The organism is Pseudomonas sp. WPR_5_2 (genome assembly GCF_003634475.1).
Taxonomy (GTDB): domain Bacteria; phylum Pseudomonadota; class Gammaproteobacteria; order Pseudomonadales; family Pseudomonadaceae; genus Aquipseudomonas; species Aquipseudomonas izuensis.
Genome location: NZ_RBLA01000001.1, coordinates 1,795,072 through 1,810,340, shown reverse-complemented (window position 1 = coordinate 1,810,340; position 15,269 = coordinate 1,795,072). Strand labels below are relative to the sequence as shown.

Annotated in this window: 12 protein-coding genes; 6 read left to right on the top strand and 6 right to left on the bottom strand. The window is 60.0% G+C overall.

Going from position 1 to position 15,269, the window contains the following annotated elements; translation table 11 throughout:
- Positions 1–146 precede the first annotated feature (146 nt).
- Positions 147–671, top strand: coding sequence for a DUF6586 family protein (locus BJ917_RS08025; protein WP_096512654.1), 525 nt, complete (start codon positions 147–149; stop codon positions 669–671).
- A gap of 154 nt (positions 672–825) precedes the next feature.
- Complete coding sequence (locus BJ917_RS08020) at positions 826–1,059, top strand: hypothetical protein (RefSeq protein WP_096512653.1); 234 nt, start codon at positions 826–828, stop codon at positions 1,057–1,059.
- 76 nt (positions 1,060–1,135) lie between these two features.
- On the opposite strand, the gene sulA is transcribed toward BJ917_RS08020, so the two are convergent.
- Both sulA and lexA read right to left on the bottom strand, forming a co-directional pair.
- A complete protein-coding gene (gene sulA / locus BJ917_RS08015) occupies positions 1,136–1,612 on the bottom strand; it encodes an SOS-induced cell division inhibitor SulA (protein WP_096512652.1) in 477 nt (158 codons plus the stop codon).
- 10 nt (positions 1,613–1,622) lie between these two features.
- On the bottom strand, positions 1,623–2,231 hold the full coding sequence (lexA, locus tag BJ917_RS08010; RefSeq protein ID WP_096512651.1) for a transcriptional repressor LexA: 609 nt from the start codon (positions 2,229–2,231) through the stop codon (positions 1,623–1,625).
- Between the two features lie 229 nt (positions 2,232–2,460).
- Here lexA and BJ917_RS08005 point away from each other — a divergent pair, with 229 nt between their 5' ends.
- The 3 genes from BJ917_RS08005 (at position 2,461) to BJ917_RS07995 (ending at position 5,087) form a co-directional block, all read left to right on the top strand.
- The gene (locus BJ917_RS08005) at positions 2,461–3,168 is read left to right on the top strand and encodes a TetR/AcrR family transcriptional regulator (RefSeq protein WP_121103002.1); all 708 of its coding nucleotides are present in this window, start codon (positions 2,461–2,463) and stop codon (positions 3,166–3,168) included.
- Positions 3,169–3,326: 158 nt separating this feature from the next.
- Positions 3,327–4,337, top strand: coding sequence for a beta-N-acetylhexosaminidase (nagZ, locus tag BJ917_RS08000; protein WP_121103000.1), 1,011 nt, complete (start codon positions 3,327–3,329; stop codon positions 4,335–4,337).
- A 12-nt stretch (positions 4,338–4,349) separates the two neighbouring features.
- Positions 4,350–5,087, top strand: a complete 738-nt coding sequence (locus BJ917_RS07995; RefSeq protein ID WP_096512648.1) for an S-methyl-5'-thioinosine phosphorylase — start codon at positions 4,350–4,352, stop codon at positions 5,085–5,087.
- 142 nt (positions 5,088–5,229) lie between these two features.
- Here the strand turns inward: BJ917_RS07995 and BJ917_RS07990 are convergent, their stop codons facing one another.
- Genes BJ917_RS07990 through mfd form a run of 3 tightly spaced genes read right to left on the bottom strand, consistent with a single transcriptional unit; the run spans position 5,230 to position 11,960 of the window.
- Entirely contained in the window at positions 5,230–7,923 is a 2,694-nt protein-coding gene (locus BJ917_RS07990) for a DEAD/DEAH box helicase (protein ID WP_121102998.1), read from the bottom strand.
- Between the two features lie 10 nt (positions 7,924–7,933).
- A complete protein-coding gene (locus BJ917_RS07985) occupies positions 7,934–8,500 on the bottom strand; it encodes a CsiV family protein (RefSeq protein WP_121102996.1) in 567 nt (188 codons plus the stop codon).
- 10 nt (positions 8,501–8,510) lie between these two features.
- Positions 8,511–11,960 (bottom strand): transcription-repair coupling factor, encoded by a 3,450-nt coding sequence (mfd, locus tag BJ917_RS07980; protein WP_121102994.1) that lies wholly within the window; start codon positions 11,958–11,960, stop codon positions 8,511–8,513.
- A 362-nt stretch (positions 11,961–12,322) separates the two neighbouring features.
- On the opposite strand from mfd, the gene BJ917_RS07975 reads away from it, so the two are divergent.
- On the top strand, positions 12,323–13,786 hold the full coding sequence (locus BJ917_RS07975; protein ID WP_096512644.1) for a glyceraldehyde-3-phosphate dehydrogenase: 1,464 nt from the start codon (positions 12,323–12,325) through the stop codon (positions 13,784–13,786).
- Between the two features lie 183 nt (positions 13,787–13,969).
- On the opposite strand, the gene BJ917_RS07970 is transcribed toward BJ917_RS07975, so the two are convergent.
- Positions 13,970–15,268, bottom strand: coding sequence for an MFS transporter (locus tag BJ917_RS07970; RefSeq protein ID WP_121102992.1), 1,299 nt, complete (start codon positions 15,266–15,268; stop codon positions 13,970–13,972).
- Position 15,269 lies beyond the last annotated feature (1 nt).

Sequence of the window (15,269 nt, the reverse complement as noted above, 5' to 3'; positions counted from 1 at the left end):
GCAAGCTCCCTCGCCACAAAAGAAGGCCGCATGAGAACCCTCGGGTTTTCATGCGGCCTTTTTGTTTTGGGCTTGCGGTCGACTTGGGTGATCCACGACACTGTCTGACCTGCGTGAAGCATTATTTCGTTGTGGAGGCTGCCGTCATGGCCCACGAGCTCTATACCCGTACCAACCAGAAGATCTATTTCGCCGGCCTGTCGCTGGAAGCACTCGGCAGGGCTGAAGAGGGGCGGGCGATGAATTCCCTGGCGCTGATTCAGGCCGGTCGTGAATCGGCATTGTTTCATCTATACGGGGCGCTACTGGGGCTGTGCCATGAAATCGCCGGTTTCTATCGGTTGCCTCAGGCCAATGCCTCCCGGGCTGAGTCGCTGCTGACTCGCGAAGTGCTGGAAAGTATCGCCATTCCTGAAATGGCCGAGATGGTCGAGCTGGCCAACAACCCGGAAACCTGGCTGGCCAAGCTGCTGGCGGCCCATGCAGCGCTGTTTCAGCCGCCACGGGCGCCGCGCAAACCGAAGGGGGACGTGACGCAGCCGCTGATTCAGGCGGTAAACCTGGATGAAGAGGAGGCGCCTGCAGAGCTGAGCCGTGAAGAGCTGGAGAGCTGGCGTCAGAACCTCAAAAGCCTGGCGATCCGTTTTCGCGAAGGCTTGAACGAGTGCTAAGGGACTGAGTTTTTTAACGGACGACACGGAAGGCTGTCCGTTCAGGGAAGAGAGTTGTCAGACATTTCTCTTCGTGATGGCATCTTGTCAAGATCCCGAGCGAAGCCTGGCCGATGCCTATATAATCCCCGCCTTTCGTGGAGAACAAACCTTTATGCCAACGTCCTTTCTAGAAATTGTCGAGTTACCAGACGGCCGTATCGAGCTGCGCAGGGCTGAGGACGAGGGTTCTCTGGTTACTTTGGATTTCTCCGAGGACGCCAAAGCATTTCTGCAAGGCCAACACGTAGAGGTCGCCAAAGCGATGTTGAGCGTCGGTGTTCAGATGGCCGGCCGCCTGGTTGAGGGCGAATTCGAAAAGGAAGAGGGGCCGCGGGTTCTTCACTGATACCCGTTCGTCGTTTTTTCGAATACCGCTCGAGATTGGCTTCTCTGTCCCTGGAGAAGCCCTGCACCGTATTGTGTTAACCCAATCGAATATTCAGACTTTGCGCGTCCCCGGTCCGGGCGGCGCTGATCAACTGTTGCCGTGAAGTGGTGCTCAGCGGGTTGAGCCAGCTGACTACCGTGTGACTGCGGCCGAGACGAAGGGCCTCACAGGTCAGTTGCTGGGCACTCTGCGTGCCACTTGGCTGGAGCAACAGGATGCGCTCGCGATTGAGTCCTGCGTCCCGTAACCAGGCCTGGGTCAGGCTGGCGGGTGGGGCGATCAGTGTCAGCCAGCGTGCATCCTGATCCTGGCTCAACTCCCGCAGGATCGGTGCCAGAAGGTTCAGGCAGTTCCCGGTTGCACCACGCAGAGACATCTCACTGAAGACCTCGGGTTCGGCGCTCCAGGGCGACTCGACCACTTCCTTCAGGATCGGCGCCAACGGCTGCGCCAGGAATGCCTCGAACAGCAGTGGCAGTTGGGCTTGCTGTGATGTGTGTGGGAACTGCATAAAGCCTCCTTTAGCGGCGAATGACGCCGACACTCAAGCCTTCGATCACCAGTTCCTGATCTTTAAGGTTTACTTCGATAGGGGCGAATTCAGGGTTTTCGGCAATGAGCCAGACCTTGCTGCCGTCACGCTTGAAGCGCTTGACGGTCACTTCGTCACCGATACGTGCCACCACGATCTGGCCGTTACGGGCTTCGCGGGTGGTATGGACGGCCAGCAGGTCGCCATCGAAAATACCCACGTCCTTCATGCTCATGCCATGCACTCGCAGCAAATAGTCGGCGCGTGGATGGAAGAACGCAGGGTTGATGTTGCAGGATTCTTCGACATGTTGCTGGGCGAGGATCGGCGCGCCGGCCGCTACCCGGCCAATGATGGGCAAGCTGGCGTCATCGGCCTTGGCTTCGAAACCGGGAATGCGAATCCCGCGGGACGCACCAGGCGTCATTTCGATTGCGCCTTTGCGGGCCAGCGCCTTGAGGTGTTCTTCCGCCGCGTTGGGCGATTTGAAACCCAGTTCCTGAGCGATTTCCGCGCGGGTCGGCGGGTAGCCGTTGTCTTCCAGGCAGCGTTTGATGAAGGCCAGAATCTCGGCTTGGCGTGGCGTCAGCTTTAGCATATTGATCGCTCTGTTTTTTTATACAGTGACTGGGATTATATACAGTGGAACGGTCTTGGCAATGCCCGTTTTTCTGCCAACCGCCGGACGGTCTTTCAGCCTGCTGATTGAAGCTTTGCGGTTGTATGGTTAAATGTCTGACCGACCATTCCCAAAACGAACCGCCAGACTTGACAATGCACAGGCTGAAACGTATGTTTCAAACAAGTGTTTGTCAGGCGGAGTAGCCATGGCCCAGTCGGAAACCGTTGAACGCATTCTCGATGCTGCCGAGCAGTTGTTCGCGGAAAAAGGTTTCGCTGAAACCTCGTTGCGTCTGATCACCAGCAAGGCCGGTGTCAATCTGGCAGCGGTGAACTATCACTTCGGATCGAAAAAGGCGCTGATTCAAGCGGTCTTTTCGCGGTTTCTCGGGCCGTTTTGCATCAGCCTCGATAAAGAGCTCGAGCGGCGCCAGGCCAAGCCTGAAGTCAGGCCCACGCTCGAAGAACTGCTGGAAATCCTCGTCGAACAAGCCTTGGTGGTACAGCCCCGCAGCGGCAATGATCTCTCGATTTTCATGCGTTTGCTGGGCCTGGCTTTCAGTCAGAGCCAAGGGCATTTGCGTCGTTATCTGGAAGACATGTACGGCAAGGTGTTCCGCCGCTACATGATGCTGGTCAACGAAGCTGCGCCGCGCATTCCTCCCATCGAACTGTTCTGGCGCGTGCACTTCATGCTCGGGGCGGCTGCGTTCAGCATGTCCGGCATCAAGGCCTTGCGTGCAATTGCCGAAACCGACTTCGGGGTAAACACTTCCATTGAGCAGGTCATGCGTCTGATGGTGCCGTTCCTCGCGGCCGGCATGCGTGCCGAATCCGGCGTCACAGACACGGCCATGGCCACCGCGCAATTGCGTCCGCGCAGCAAATCGACATCGGTCACCGCCAAGGTTTGACCGCGCACGGGTGGGCGCGGCAGCTGACATCCGTTAAGCTAGCCGCCCATGCCGACTCTCGTTCTGAACCCATTTCCCATTGATATCGCCGACCTGCCGGGCATTGCCCTCGGTGGCGAATTCGTGCGGGCTGGATTCATCGTTATCAAGGAATCTCTATGACTGCTGGCCTGCAAGGCTCGTTGATGGTGGACGTCGCCGGTACCTGGCTGACGGCCGAAGATCGCCAACTGTTGCGCCAACCCGAAGTGGGCGGCCTGATCATTTTTGCCCGCAACATCGAACACCCGCGTCAGGTCCGGGAGTTGAGCGCCGCGATTCGCGCCATGCGTCCCGATCTGCTGTTGGCGGTGGATCAGGAGGGTGGGCGGGTTCAGCGTCTGCGTCAGGGCTTTGTGCGGCTGCCCGCGATGCGTGCAATTGCCGACAACCCGAATGCCGAATACCTGGCCGAGCAGTGTGGCTGGATCATGGCCACCGAAGTATTGGCCGTTGGCCTGGATCTGAGTTTCGCTCCGGTGCTGGATCTCGATTATCAGCGTAGCGCTGTGGTCGGCACCCGTTCATTCGAGGGCGATCCGGAGCGTGCAGCACTGCTGGCCGGTGCATTCATCCGTGGCATGAACAGCGCCGGCATGGCCGCCACCGGCAAACACTTCCCTGGTCACGGCTGGGCCGAGGCGGATTCCCATGTGGCGATCCCGAACGACGAACGCAGCCTCGACGAAATCCGTGCCAACGACCTGGTGCCGTTCGCCAGATTGAGCAAGCAGCTGGCCGCCGTCATGCCGGCCCATGTGATCTATCCGCAAGTCGATGCCCAGCCTGCCGGGTTCTCCCGTCGCTGGCTGCAGGACATCCTGCGTGGCGAACTGCAGTTCGATGGCGTGATTTTCAGCGATGACCTGTCCATGGCTGGCGCTCATGTGGTGGGCGATGCCGCCAGCCGCATTGAAGCGGCACTGACCGCCGGTTGCGACATGGGCCTGGTGTGCAACGATCGTGCGGCCGCCGAGCTGGCCCTGAGCGCCGCGCAACGCATGAAGGTCAAGCCGTCACCGCGTATCGCGCGGATGCGCGGTCAGTCGTACGCGCGCACCGACTACCGTCAGGATCCGCGCTGGCTGGCAGCTGTCGGCGCGCTCAAAGACGCTCAATTGATTGATTAAGGACGGTTCGTTATGACGGTTTACGCGATTATCGGTGGTACCGGCCTGACTCAGCTCGAAGGCCTGAGCATTCGTCAGTCACTGGCGGTCGACACCCCTTACGGCACGCCTTCGGCCGAGGTGCAGATCGGCGAGTATGCTGGCAAGGAAGTGCTGTTCCTCGCCCGTCACGGTCATCCGCACCGGTTCCCACCGCATCAGGTGAACTACCGCGCCAATCTCTGGGCACTGAAACAAGCCGGAGCCGAGGCGATTCTCGCGGTCAATGCCGTAGGGGGGATTCATGCCGCGATGGGCACCGGACATTTCTGCGTGCCGCATCAATTGATCGACTACACCAGCGGTCGCCAGCACACCTATTTTGCCGATGACCTGGAGCAGGTCACGCATATCGATTTCAGCTACCCGTACAGCGAACCGCTGCGTCAGCAGTTGATTGCAGCACTGGCGGCTGAAGGCGTTGGCTACAGCAGCCATGGCGTGTATGCCTGCACCCAGGGCCCACGGTTGGAAACAGTGGCCGAAATCGCACGCCTGGAGCGTGACGGTTGCGACATCGTCGGCATGACCGGGATGCCGGAAGCGGCCCTGGCCCGTGAGCTGGAACTGGATTATGCCTGCCTGGCGCTGGTGGTGAATCCGGCGGCGGGCAAGTCGACGGCAGTGATTACCATGGCCGAGATCGAGCAGGCTTTGCATGACGGGATGGGGAAGGTGAAGTCGACGCTGGCGCGGGTGCTGAAAGGCTGAGCCAGGCTTTAGATCTGGTTGACCCCATCGCGGGCAGGCCTTGCTCCTACAGGCTTAATGTTGATCACATACTGAGTGATCGACTCAAAACCTGTGGGAGCAAGGCTTGTCCGCGATGGCGATCTCTCTGGCATCGCTATTCTCAACGTTTCTCGAGCTTGTCCGGGAACGGCGCAAACAACGCCTCGATGTCATCGCTCTGCAGTTTCCAGTCCCCGGCCTGACGCCCATCCAGCACGCCGGCCGCGAGGTCGGATTTTTCTTTCTGCAGATGCTGGATTTTCTCCTCCACCGTGCCGCGTGCAATCAGCTTGTAGACGAACACCGGTTTTTCCTGGCCGATGCGATAGGCGCGGTCGGTTGCCTGATTTTCCGTTGCCGGGTTCCACCAAGGATCGTAGTGAATCACGGTGTCTGCTTCCGTCAGGTTCAAGCCAACGCCACCTGCCTTCAGGCTGATCAGAAAAATCTGGTGTTTGCCGCTCTGGAAGTCCTTCACAGGCGTGCGCCGGTCGCGGGTTTGTCCGGTCAGGAGCGCGTAAGCCACGCCACGTTTGTTCAGTTCATCTTCAATCAATGACAGCATTGAAGTGAATTGCGAGAACAGCAAAATCCGCCGGCCTTCTTCGAACAACTCTTCGAGCATTTCCATCAGGCTATCGAGCTTGCCCGAAGTGCTGCCGCGAGCCGGCAGGGCGGCATCGTTGACCAGGCGCAAATCGCAGCACACCTGACGCAGTTTCAGCAGCGCCTCAAGGATGATGATCTGGCTGCGGGCCACGCCCTTGCGGGTGATCTCGTCGCGGACTTTCTTGTCCATGGCCAGGCGCATGGTTTCGTACACATCACGCTGCGCCTCGTTGAGTTCGACCCAATGAATGATTTCGGTTTTTGGTGGCAGCTCGGTGGCCACCTGTTCCTTGGTCCGGCGCAACAGGAAGGGTTTTATCCGACCGTTGAGGTGCTGAAGTCTTACTTCGCTGGTGCGCTTTTCAATCGGTACTCGGTAATCGCGGTTGAAGCTTTTCACGTCGCCGAGCCAGCCTGGCAAGAGGAAGTGGAACAGTGACCACAACTCGCCCAAGTGGTTTTCCAGTGGCGTGCCACTCAGGCACAAACGCTGTCGGGCGTTCAGCTCGCGGGCGGCCTGGGCAGCCTTGCTGTTCGGATTCTTGATGTATTGCGCTTCATCCAGTACCAGTACGTGCAGCGGCTGTGCGGCCAGGCGGTCGACATCCTTGGGCAGCAGCGCGTAGGTGGTCAGGATCAAATCGTAATCAGTCAGGTTTTCGAAATGCTTCCTGCGACTGGCGCCGTAGAGTGCCAGTACTTTGAGCTGCGGTGTGAAGTGGGCTGCTTCGTCGAGCCAGTTGGGAATCAGGCTGGTCGGCATCACCACCATGCAGGGACGATCAAGACGTCCGGCGTTTTTCTCACTGAGAACATGCGCGAGGGTTTGCAGGGTTTTACCCAGGCCCATGTCGTCCGCGAGAATCCCGCCCACCTCCAGTTGCCTCAGCGACTGCATCCAGCTCAAGCCTTCCAGCTGATAGGGGCGCAGTGTTGCGTTCAAGCCTTCCGGCACGCTGGCGGTGTAGTCCTTGATGTCGCGCAGGCGCTGGGCAAAGGTGCGTATCTGCTCACCACCTTCCCAGAGGAGAGGCAGGTCATCCAGCGGGTTCAGGCGTGTGGCGTCGGCCTTGCTCAAGCGTAATGTGGTTTCACCGGGCTCTTGCAGGTAGAACTCGCCGAGGGTCGCTAGCACGGGCTTCAAGCGGCCGAAGGGCAGGGCGACTTGCAAGGGGCCGTGTTCGGAGTTCGGTCGATGGGGGATATTCACCAGGATCAGTTCGTCGTCGCGACGTCGGGCCAGGCGTTCGGGGTTGAGGATTTCGGTGTGCGAGCGCATCAGGTTCAGCAGGATCGGCAGCAGGCTCAGCCGTTCGCCGTTGACGATGATCCCCAGTTCCAGGTCAAACCAGTCACGCTCCGGTGCCTGTTCGACCGTAGCGTACCAGTCGTCCACCGCGGTCAGGTCGAAGCCGAAATCTTCGTTGATCTGCAACTCCCAGCCCTGGGTACGCAGCTTCGGCAGTTCATTGAGGGTGAAGGTCAGCCAGGCGCTGTCGTTGACCATCTCGAACAGCTCGCCGGCGCTTTCCGGCAAGGCCTTGCTTTGCCGGGTGGCGACTTTGAAGCCGAGAATCCGTAGCTGTTCCCGGTAGGACTGTTCCACTTCCGGATGGCGTTTTATCCGCAGTGTCTGTGTTTCCTGGCGAATCAGGATGTCGGTATTTTTCTGCCCGGAAACGTATTCATCCAGATAACTGAAGGACAGGGCGGCGCGGTGCTGGATGTAGCGTTGCATCCGGCCATTGCGCGGTTCGAAGGCGCTGAACTCGATGCTCGCCAGCCACAGGCGCGGAACCGGTTGGACATTGTCCACCAGCAATTGCGGCAAGGCTTTAGGGCTACGGTTTTCCAGCACGGCCTGGAGTTTCTCAAGCAACTCGGCGTCTTTGGCGGCTGCGGGGTAGTCGAGGGTTTCCTGCACCTGCAGCAGTACCGCTGCGCAGTGTTTGCAGTTGCTGTGGACCGGGCAGGAGCATGTGGCGTCGATCATCAGCAAAGTGCCTTTGGCTGACTCTCGCAAGCGAATGGTCTGACGGTAAACGTTACCGCCAGAACCTTCGCACGCCGCTATGATCGTTGCATCGCCGGCCTCGACGATCCTGACGCGGTTCTCCAGCGCGTAGCGGCGGCCACGCTCCAGGCTCTGTTCCTTGAATCGGCTGACCCAGGAAGGTGCCAGGGGTTTGCTCAGGGTCGCGGACATAGGGGATCAATCAGTCCGGAATTTCTTCGGGGACTGGCCGAGGCGCGGGGGCTGTCAGCGAGGTGATCTTGATCAGCAGGCCGAGATGACCGGCATCGAGGAAGTTCAACTGCCCGTTTTTGGTATGGCTTTCTGTCTTCAGGCGTTCACTGGCAGTGACCAGGCCATCGGAGTTGATCTGGTTGACCCAGAAGTCGGCGTCGACGTCGGTGAAACGCCCCAGTTTCATGTTCAGCGTGCCCTCGATCGGGAACTGCCCGAACTGTTCCTTGCCGTCGCTGATCGCGACTTTGGTGGCTTCCTCGCCAAGGGTCTGTTGCCAGGTCTTGTGCAGCAACACCTCGTATTGATTGCTGGCAGTGAGTTTTTCCACCTCGCCGTTGAGGCTCGGCGAGCGCAGGCTGTCGGGGTTGATGCGTTGGGCGCCGGCGTCCCAGTCTTCCGGTGCGGCACGGGTGACAATCGCCGGCACGGCATTCTGCCGCACCAGAATCATTTCAATCTGATACAGATCATCGGCAAACACCGAAGGTGCGACCAGCGTTATCAACAAGGTCAGTGAGCGAAACAGGCGCATGCGGCGTCCTTCAAGCAGTTTTCGGGATGAGGCGCTCGAATAGCGCCTCTACAGTATTAAAGCGCTCTTCCGGGCGCTCCATCGGGACCATGAACTTGAACATCGTGGCGCCTTCGAATTTGTAGCGTTTGGGCTGGCTCTGGATCAGTTTGATCAGGGTCAGCGGGTCGACCGGAGTTTGCGTCGCGAACTCGACCCGGCCACCTTGCGGGCCGCCGTCGACTTTCTTGATGCCCAGCAATTCGGCCTGCAATTTCAGGGCGGTGATACGCATCAGGTTCTTGGTCGGCTCGGGTAGCAGGCCGAAACGATCGATCATTTCCACTTGCAGATCCTTGAGGCCTTCCTCGTCCGTGGCCGAGGCGATGCGCTTGTACAGAATCAGGCGTGCGTGGACGTCCGGCAGATAGTCCTCGGGAATCAACGCCGGTACACGCAAGTTGACTTCCGGACCGCCGCCCAGCGGTTGATCGAGGTTCGGCTGTTCGCCCTTGCGGATCGATTTCACGGCGCGCTCGAGCATTTCCATGTACAGCGTGAAACCGACGGCCTGGATCTGCCCGCTCTGCCCATCGCCGAGCAGTTCGCCGGCGCCACGGATTTCCAGGTCGTTGGTGGCGAGCACGAAGCCTGCGCCGAGGTCCTGGGTATTGGCGATCGCTTCCAGGCGCTTTTCGGCGTCCGGGGTGATTTGCTGGCGCGGCGGCGTCAGCAGGTAGGCGTAAGCCTGGTGGTGACTGCGCCCGACCCGGCCGCGCAACTGGTGCAGCTGCGCCAGGCCGAACTTGTCGGCACGCTCGATGATGATGGTGTTGGCGCTCGGCACGTCAATGCCGGTCTCGATGATGGTCGAGGCGATCAGCACGTTGAAACGCTTGTGGTAGAAGTCGCTCATCACCTGTTCGAGTTCGCGTTCGCGCATCTGCCCGTGGCCGATGCCGATCCGCGCTTCCGGCACCAGTTCGGCGAGGTCGGCGGCGCATTTCTCGATGGTTTTCACGTCGTTGTGCAGGTAGTAAACCTGACCGCCACGCAACAGTTCACGGAGCAGGGCTTCCTTGACCGTGCTCTTGTTCTGTTCCATGACGAAGGTCCGCACGGACAGGCGTCGGGCCGGTGGCGTAGCAATGATCGACAGGTCGCGCATGCCCGACACCGCCATGTTCAGCGTGCGCGGAATCGGCGTGGCGGTCAGGGTAAGGATGTCGACTTCGCTGCGCAGGGCCTTGAGCTGTTCTTTCTGGCGCACACCGAACCGGTGCTCTTCGTCGATGATCACCAGGCCCAGGTTTTTGATTTTCACGTCGTCCTGCAGCAGCTTGTGCGTGCCGATGACGATGTCGATCTTGCCTTCGGCCAGATCCGCGACCGCCGCGTTCACTTCCTTGGCCGACTTGAAGCGGCTCATCACTTCCACAGTCACCGGCCAGTCGGCAAAGCGGTCGCGAAAGCTGTTGTAGTGTTGCTGGGCGAGCAGGGTGGTCGGCACCAAAATGGCCACCTGACGACCGCCGTGCACGGCGATGAATGCGGCACGCATGGCCACTTCGGTCTTGCCGAAACCGACGTCGCCGCACACCAGGCGATCCATTGGCTTGGGCGCGAGCATGTCTTCGCGCACGGCTTCGATGGTGGTCTGCTGGTCGGGGGTTTCTTCGAACGGGAAACCGGCGCTGAACGTGGCGTAATCGGCTTTCGGATCGGCAAAGGCGTAGCCTTCGCGGGCAGCGCGACGGGCATAGATGTCGAGCAGCTCCGCCGCGACGTCGCGCACCTGTTCGGCCGCCTTGCGCTTGGCTTTCTGCCAGGTCTCGGAGCCGAGGCGGTGCAGCGGGGCCAGTGCATCGTCACTGCCGGTGTAGCGGGCGATCAAATGCAGGTTGGCCACCGGCACGTAGAGCTTGGCACCCTCGGCGTATTCCAGTGCGAGGAATTCAGCAGTCTGGCTATCGATTTCCAGCGTCGCCAGGCCCAGGTAGCGGCCGACACCGTGATCGATATGCACCACCGGCGCGCCTTCGCGCAGCTCGGTGAGGTTCTTGATGACGGCATCGTTGTTGGCGTCGGCGCGTTTTTCGCGACGACGGCGCTGCATGACGCGCTGGCCGAACAACGGGCTTTCGGCAACCAGTGCCAGGGCCGGATCGTCCAGCAGCAGGCCTTCATCCAATGGCGCGATGGTGATTGCCAGGCGTTCCTTGCCGGCCACAAAGTCTGGCCAACTGTCGACGGTCTTCGGCCGCAGTTTCAGGCGTTCCAGCAGTTCCAGCAGCACTTCGCGACGGCCCGCGGATTCGGCGGTAAACAACACGCGTCCGGGGAATTCGTCGAGGAAGCCCGAGAGCGCCGCCAATGGCTGGGTGGCTTTGGCTTCGATGGCCAGGTTCGGCAGTTCCCGCGCGGGGAACCGCTCACGGCCGGCACCGGTTTCGACGTCCTGTTGGCTGGCCACCACTCGCGGCCAGTTTTTCAGGCGTGCGAAGCAGTCTTCCACCGGAAGGAACAGCTCGGCGGGCGGTAATAAGGGGCGGGCTGGATCGACGCGGCGCTCTTCATAGCGATTGCGCACATCGTTCCAGAAGTTTTCCGCGGCCTGCTCGATGCCCGGCAGCGAGAACACTTGCGTGTCTTGGGGCAGGTAATCGAACAGCGTCGAAGTTTCCTCGAAGAACAGCGGCAGGTAGTACTCGATACCGGCCGGGGTAATTCCGCTGCTCAAGTCCTGGAAGATCGGGCAGCGACGGAAGTCGACATCGAAGCGCTCGCGAAACCGTGCCTTGAAGCGGGTCACGGCTTCTTTTTGCAGCGGGAATTCTTTCGCGGGCAACAGCTTGACCGAGTCGACCTTGTCGATGGAACGCTGGTTTTCCGGGTCAAAGGTGCGCAGGGTTTCGATTTCGTCATCGAACAGGTCGATGCGATAAGGCAACTTGCTGCCCATCGGAAACAGATCGATCAGCGAGCCGCGCACGGTGAATTCGCCATGCTCGTAGACGGTATCGACATAGCGATAACCGGTGGCCTCGAGCCGGGTGCGCATCTGCTCGACGTCGAGCTTCTGGCCGACATCCAGCACCAGGCTGCTGCCGAGCAGGAATTTGGTCGGTGCCAGGCGGTGCAGGGCGGTGGTGATCGGCACCACCAGCACCCCGTGACTCAGCTCCGGCAATCTATAAAGTGCCGAGATGCGCTGGGAAATAATGTCCTGGTGCGGCGAAAACAGATCGTAGGGCAGGGTTTCCCAGTCCGGGAAATGCAGCACAGGCAAATCCGGGGCGAAAAAACTCAGCTCCTGTTCCAGCCGTTCGGCACTTTGGCTGTCGGCGGTCAGCAGCAGGGTAAAGCGCTTGGCAGCGCTGGCGGCCTCGGCGATGGCCAGGCTCAGGGAAGCACCGGGCAGGTTGCCCCAATGCTGTTTACCTGCCGCGGCAGGGAGATGCGGTAGACGCAGAACGGGCACGGAAGGTCGAGCTCCAAGCGTTGCGACAAAGTCGGTAATTGTAGCGGTCCAGGGTGCCGGCTGTCAGTTGCAGATGTGTCTAATACGCGGGTGAGGCGAAATGTAGTGGTAATGACAAAATCGGGCCGTTTTTTAACGGAAATTAGCGAATATGTAGTGGCAAAGCGAGAGGGTGTTACGGATGGTTACGGATAACGCCGCGCTTGCCCCAAAAAATTGACGATGCTGGAAGCCCCGGTTTCATTGGGCTTCAGCGAAGCGTAATTTTTTTGAACAGGATTTTGTTACGGGCAGTGCGACAAGCGCGCATTGCTACGTGAGGCACGGAGCGGCATAATGTAGCCCCTTTTTTCTGCCCCTACATGTGGAAGGTTCCCGTGACTCAGAAGCCCGACCAGTGTCTTGGTGAATGGATCGACCGTGAAGCACTCGCAGAAGCGATGATTCCGCTTATCGGTCAGCTCTACCGCAATAACAACGTGGTGAGCTCGATCTATGGCCGCAGCCTGATCAACCGCTCGGTGATTTCGATCCTCAAAGCGCACCGCTTTGCCCGTCATCGCCAGACCGACGAAACCGAACTCTCCGTCCACGAAACGTTCCCGCTGCTCAAGGCGATGAGCGAGCTCAAGCTCGGCGCCGCCTCGGTAGACCTGGGCAAGCTGGCGGCCAAATTCAAGGCCGAAGGCAATGGCCGTACTGCCGAGCAGTTCGTCCGTGAAGAAATGGCCGACGTGGTTGGCCAGCAAAACGCTTCCGCCCGCAAAGGCACTGACGTTGTCCTGTACGGCTTCGGTCGCATCGGCCGTCTGCTGGCGCGCATCCTGATCGAGAAAACCGGTGGTGGCGACGGCCTGCGTCTGCGCGCCATCGTCGTCCGCAAGGGCGCCGAGAACGATCTGGTCAAGCGTGCCAGCCTGCTGCGCCGTGATTCGGTCCATGGTCCGTTCGATGGCACCATCACCATCGATGAGGCCAACAACACCATCAGCGCCAACGGCAACCTGATCCAGGTGATCTACGCCAAGAGCCCGAGCGAAGTCGACTACACCCAGTACGGCATCGAAAACGCCCTGATCGTCGACAACACCGGTGTATGGCGTGACGCTGACGGCCTGGGCCAGCACCTGGCCTGCCCGGGCGCTGCTCGCGTGATCCTCACCGCACCTGGCAAGGGCGCGCTGAAGAACATCGTTCACGGCATCAACCACGGCGACATCACCCCTGACGACAAGATCATCTCGGCCGCTTCCTGCACCACCAACGCCATCGTGCCGGTGCTCAAGGCTGTCAATGATAAATTCGGCATCGTCAACGGCCACGTCGAAACCGTTCACTCGTTCACCAACGACCAGAACCTGATCGACAACTTCCACAAGGGCAGCCGTCGTGGTCGCGCCGCTCCACTGAACATGGTGATCACCGAGACCGGTGCCGCCACCGCAGCCGCCAAGGCGCTGCCAGTGCTCAAGGGCAAGCTGACCGGCAACGCGATTCGCGTTCCTACGCCGAACGTGTCGATGGCTATCCTGAACCTGAACCTGGAAAAGGCCACCACTCGCGAAGAGATCAACGAGTACCTGCGCCAGATGGCCATGCACTCGGATCTGCACAAGCAGATCGACTACGTCAGCTCCCAGGAAGTGGTTTCCACCGACTTCGTTGGCTCGCGCCACGCTGGCGTCGTGGATGCTGAAGCGACCATCACCCAGGATAACCGCGTTGTTCTGTACGTCTGGTACGACAACGAGTTCGGTTACAGCTGCCAGGTGGTTCGCGTGATGGAAGACATGGCCGGTGTAAACCCGCCAGCATTCCCGCGCTAAGCCTTAGCTGCACATGAAAACGCCCCGACTTTGGTCGGGGCGTTTTTGTTTGTGCGGTGTGTCAAATGCAGGTGTGTTGCCTGGACCGGCCTCTTCGCGGGCAAGCCTTGCTCCCACAGGTATTGCGCTGCCCTTGTGGGAGCGTGCGATGCGGCGACCCGACTTGCCCGCGATGGCGATTTATCAGGCGCCGCCTGCTACCGCGGCCTTCGCCGTCCGCAGCTCATGCTTGTTGCCACGGAACAATACCAGTGTCGCAATCAGCCCCAACACCGCCGCCGCACTCAGCCAGATCCCCGGTGCCGCTTTGTTGTCCAGCACATGGATCAGATAGGTACAGGCCGCCGGTGTGAAACCGCCAAAGGTCGCCGTCGCCAGGCTGTAAGCCAGAGAGAAACCGGTCGTACGCACTTCCACTGGCATGATTTCGGTCAGGGCCACGACCATGGCGCCGTTATACGAGCCGTAAAGGAACGACAGCCACAACTCGACGATTAGCAGATGGCTGAAGCTCGGGTTCGCCACTAGCCACGATAGCGCCGGATACGCCGTGAGGATCGCCAGGATGGTCGCCGCCAGCAGCAGGGGTTTGCGCCCGATTCTGTCGGACACCGAACCCATCACCGGCAGCCAGAAGAAATTCGACAGACCGATACACACCGTTACCAGCAACGCATCCATATCCGACAAATGCAGTTCCGCTTTACCGAAGGTCGGGGTGTAGGCAGTGATCAGGTAGAACGACACCGTGGTCATCACGACCAATGCCATGCCGGCGATGACGATGCCGAAGTTCTGGCTGATCGATCGAACGATATCTCGCAGGGTAGGGCGATGTTTGCGTGCCTTGAATTCAGGCGTTTCTTCCAGGGAGCGGCGAATCACGAAGATCACCGGCACGATCATGCAGCCGATCAGAAACGGCACGCGCCAGCCCCATTCACCTATTTGCTCCGGACTCAGCCAATGGTTCAGGCCCACGCCCAGCAACCCGGCGAACACCACGGCTGCCTGCTGGCTGGCGGACTGCCAACTGACGAAGAAACCCTTGCGGCCCGGCGTGGAAATCTCGGCCAGGTACACCGAGACCCCTCCCAGTTCCACACCCGCCGAGAAGCCTTGCAGCAGGCGACCGAATAGCACGATCAGTGGAGCGGCAACGCCGAGGGTGGCGTAGCCGGGCACACAGGCAATCAGCACCGTACCGGCAGCCATCAAGGCCAGGGTGATGATCAGCCCTTGGCGGCGGCCATGGCGGTCAATGTAGGCCCCAAGAAAAATCGCCCCCAGCGGGCGCATCAGGAAGCCGGCACCGAAGGTGGCCAGCGACAACATCAAGGAAGCGAAAGCACTGTCGGCGGGGAAGAAGGTCTTGGCGATGGCTGTGGCGTAGAAGCCGTAGACCATGAAGTCGAACATTTCGAGAAAGTTACCGCTGACAACGCGAAAAATCGCTTTGCCTTTGCCCGTATTGGAGGACATT

Excerpts from the sequence above, each read along its gene's own strand:
- BJ917_RS08025 (WP_096512654.1), top strand. The coding sequence starts at position 147 with ATGGCCCACGAGCTCTATACCCGTACCAACCAGAAGATCTATTTCGCC.
- BJ917_RS08020 (WP_096512653.1), top strand. The coding sequence starts at position 826 with ATGCCAACGTCCTTTCTAGAAATTGTCGAGTTACCAGACGGCCGTATC.
- sulA (WP_096512652.1), bottom strand. The coding sequence starts at position 1,612 with ATGCAGTTCCCACACACATCACAGCAAGCCCAACTGCCACTGCTGTTC.
- lexA (WP_096512651.1), bottom strand. The coding sequence starts at position 2,231 with ATGCTAAAGCTGACGCCACGCCAAGCCGAGATTCTGGCCTTCATCAAA.
- BJ917_RS08005 (WP_121103002.1), top strand. The coding sequence starts at position 2,461 with ATGGCCCAGTCGGAAACCGTTGAACGCATTCTCGATGCTGCCGAGCAG.
- nagZ (WP_121103000.1), top strand. The coding sequence starts at position 3,327 with ATGACTGCTGGCCTGCAAGGCTCGTTGATGGTGGACGTCGCCGGTACC.
- BJ917_RS07995 (WP_096512648.1), top strand. The coding sequence starts at position 4,350 with ATGACGGTTTACGCGATTATCGGTGGTACCGGCCTGACTCAGCTCGAA.
- BJ917_RS07990 (WP_121102998.1), bottom strand. The coding sequence starts at position 7,923 with ATGTCCGCGACCCTGAGCAAACCCCTGGCACCTTCCTGGGTCAGCCGA.
- BJ917_RS07985 (WP_121102996.1), bottom strand. The coding sequence starts at position 8,500 with ATGCGCCTGTTTCGCTCACTGACCTTGTTGATAACGCTGGTCGCACCT.
- BJ917_RS07975 (WP_096512644.1), top strand. The coding sequence starts at position 12,323 with ATGTGGAAGGTTCCCGTGACTCAGAAGCCCGACCAGTGTCTTGGTGAA.
- BJ917_RS07970 (WP_121102992.1), bottom strand. The coding sequence starts at position 15,268 with ATGTCCTCCAATACGGGCAAAGGCAAAGCGATTTTTCGCGTTGTCAGC.